This window comes from Micromonospora globosa (assembly GCF_000717585.1).
Taxonomy (GTDB): Bacteria; Actinomycetota; Actinomycetes; order Mycobacteriales; family Micromonosporaceae; genus Micromonospora; species Micromonospora aurantiaca.
This window is the reverse complement of the sequence record NZ_JNZR01000074.1, coordinates 1-2,954: the sequence shown is the minus strand read 5'-3', so window position 1 is coordinate 2,954 and position 2,954 is coordinate 1. Positions and strand designations below refer to the sequence as shown.

Genomic DNA, 2,954 nt, shown 5'->3' with positions numbered 1-2,954 from the left:
GGCCTGCTCGGTGAACGGGTGGCCGTGTCGGGCCAGGACGTCGCCGAGCCACTCCTGCAGCGGGTCGTCGCGCAGGGCCGGCACCCGCCCTCGCAGCAGCTCCAGGTGCCGCTGCCGGACATGGCCGACCAGATCCAGGCCGAACAGCAGCCGCCCGTGCGCCGCCCCACTCGCGATCGCCGCGACCGCACCGGCGAAGGTCACCGAGTCCCACACGACGAGATCCGGACGCCAGTCCCTCGCGAACGCGACGAGATCGTCGATCATCCGATCCGGGCACAGCGTCCGGAAGCCGAACATCGTCACAGCCGTCAGCTGCCTCTGCACGTACTCGTAGGTGAGGATCTCGTCGCGCAGCTCGCTGATGTCGGTCAACTCGATGTAGTCCGCCGGCGCCGGCTCGATCGCCTCCGTGAGATCCGGCTGGCTCGCCACCCGCACGTCGTGGCCGGCCGCACGCAACGCCCACGCCAGGGGCACCTGCGCGTGCAGGTGCGTCGGCTGGGCGAAGGTTGTGAAGAGCACCCGCATCGTCAGCCCCGGCGGGCCTGCTCCGCGTACGCCTTCGCGTGCCGCATCGTGGTGCCGCTGTTGCGCCCGAGCGCGGCGCGGATGTACGAGCGAGCGTCGGCGACCGTGGCATCCTCACCGAGAACGCCGGCGATCGCCGACTCGTTGATCACGACGGTGTGTCCGGCCACCATCTCGGTGTCGCCGTTGTGCTCGCGGAACGACCAGAACCCGGTATGCGCGCTCATCAGCTTCGGCGTCTGCAGCTGCTTGTACACGATGCGGTCCGGCGGCAGGCAGATGCGGATCGACACGGTCGTGTGCACCGATCCGTCCGCGGTGCGGGTGTCCATGGCGAGGCTCTGGACACCGCGTACGCGCTCGTCGAGGACGACCCGGGCGACGTGCGGCAACCGCTGCGGCCACAGCCCGGCCTCGTCGATGACGGTGTACGCGTCCGCGGCCCTTCCGTTGATCGACACCGCGTCCTCGAAGGACAGCAGCAGCTCGTCGTCGCGCCCCGCCGCAGCGGCCAGCGCGCTCAGTTCGGCCTCGCTGTTGCGGTCGACGGCGCGCCGAATCCAGTCGAGGTGACCTGGATCGTCGTCGACCGCCCGGTAGGTGTGCAGCAGCCGCACGACCGTCTTGTCGGGTCCGGCCGGTTCGAACCGCCACTCGCCGCTCATGGCCGCCACCGGATGAGCCGGCCGGTCCTGCCGGAACGTGATCGAGCGTGCCGCCCGGTCCAGGATCCGCCGCGAGGTCCAGTTCTTGACCTCGTCGTTCGCGGTGGCCCAGATCCGGATCCGCTCCCCGTCGCCGCTGCGCTCGATCTGTTCGGCGTGCACGGTCGGTGGGAACACCACCGGCCAGCAGCTCACGTCGGCGACGAGGTCGTAGATCACCGCTACGGGTGCGGCCACGGTCACCCGGTGATCGGTGTGCTGTTCCGACATGTCGTCGTTCCCCTCGGGTCAGTAGTTGCCGAGTCCGCCGCAGACGTTGAGCGCCTGCGCGGTGATCGGGGCGGCAGTGTCGGTGACGAGGTAGCCGACGAGGCCGGCGACCTCTTGCGGAGTGCTGTAGCGGCCGAGCGGGATCTTCGCCTGGAACCTGGCGAGCACCTCGTCCTCGGTGCTGTCCCAGACCTCGGCGTACCCCCGTCGGACCCGCTCGGCCATCGGCGTCTCCACGTACCCGGGGCAGACGGCGTTGACCGTCACGCCGGTCTTGGCCAGCTCCAACCCGAGGGCCTTGGTGAAGCCGACGACGCCGTGCTTCGACGCCGAGTACGGCGCTCCGAGCACGACACCCTGCTTGCCGCCGGTCGACGCGATGTTGATGACACGTCCCCACCCGCGCTCCAGCATGCCGCCGGTGGTGAGCACCTCGCGGGTCATCCGGAACACGCTGGTGAGGTTGGTCTCCAGCACGTCGAGCCACAGTTCGTCGGTGATCTGGGCGGTCACCCCGCCGCCGTTGCGGCCGGCGTTGTTGACGAGTACGCCGACTGGTCCGAACCGTTCGACGGCCGCGGTGACGAACGCCCGCACCTGGCCGGCGTCGCGGACGTCGCACGCCTGGCCGTCAACGTCGTGACCCTTCGCGCGCAGCTCCTTGACGGTCAGGTCGACGGCGTGGCCGTCGCGGGCGCAGATGTAGACCGTCGACCCGCGTTCGGCGAGCAACGTCGCGACCGCGTGTCCGATGCCGCTCGTCGCGCCGGTAACGACAGCGAGGCTGTCCTGCGTCAATGTTCTCTCCCGTCCTTCGTGCCGAGCCACATCGTGGCGATCGCCGCTGTCGGGGCGGTCGACGATCGGTGGACCGGCGCTGAACCCGCGCAGGTGCCCCTGGCGTGGGCGTTGCGTGCGGCCGGCCACGACGTGCGGGTGGCGAGCCAGCCGGATCTCACGGAGGCGATCACCGGCGCCGGGCTCACAGCCGTCGCGGTCGGGCCGCCGCTCGGCGCGGACCGGTGGTCACAGGACGTCGTGGAAGAGGTGGCCGAGCGGTGGGAGTTCACCGGCGACGAGCTGTGGGGCCCGGGCGGCCGGATGCGCTGGGAGCTGTTCGACCTGTGCGAGCTGCGCCGGCAGCGGCTCACGTACGACTACGTCCAGTCCGTGCTGACCGCCTGGACGTCGCTGGACCACCAACTGTCCTGCTCCGCTGGGATGATCGATGATCTGGTCGCGTTCACCCAGGACTGGCGTCCGGATCTCGTCGTCCGCGACCCGGTGACCTTCGCCGGTTCGGTCGCGGCGATCGCCAGCGGCGCCGCCCATGCGCGGCTGCTGTTCGGTCTCGACGTCTTCGGGCACATGCGGTCGACCTACCTCGAACTGCTGCGAGGGCGGGTGCCGGCCCTGCGCGACGACCCGCTGCAGGAGTGGCTCGGCGACGTCCTGGCCCGACACGGCCACCCGTTCACCGAGCAGGCC

2 protein-coding genes and 2 pseudogenes are annotated in these 2,954 nt (G+C 70.6%); 1 reads left to right on the top strand and 3 read right to left on the bottom strand.

Annotated elements, in window-relative coordinates; translation table 11 throughout:
• The 3 genes and pseudogenes from IF06_RS0131650 to IF06_RS0131640 form a co-directional block, all read right to left on the bottom strand.
• Positions 1 to 531, bottom strand: a pseudogene (locus tag IF06_RS0131650) (glycosyl transferase family 28); the annotation flags it as partial.
• 2 nt (positions 532 to 533) lie between these two features.
• Positions 534 to 1,466 (bottom strand): aromatase/cyclase, encoded by a 933-nt coding sequence (locus IF06_RS0131645; RefSeq protein WP_013287158.1) that lies wholly within the window; start codon positions 1,464 to 1,466, stop codon positions 534 to 536.
• An 18-nt stretch (positions 1,467 to 1,484) separates the two neighbouring features.
• Entirely contained in the window at positions 1,485 to 2,294 is an 810-nt protein-coding gene (locus IF06_RS0131640; protein ID WP_369751983.1) for an SDR family NAD(P)-dependent oxidoreductase, read from the bottom strand.
• Here IF06_RS0131640 and IF06_RS0131635 point away from each other — a divergent pair.
• Positions 2,283 to 2,954: pseudogene (locus IF06_RS0131635) on the top strand (hypothetical protein); the annotation flags it as partial. The gene IF06_RS0131640 and the pseudogene IF06_RS0131635 overlap by 12 nt on opposite strands.

Bases quoted from the DNA above. Each gene is read 5' to 3' on its own strand.
- IF06_RS0131645 (WP_013287158.1), bottom strand. From the start codon at position 1,466: ATGTCGGAACAGCACACCGATCACCGGGTGACCGTGGCCGCACCCGTA.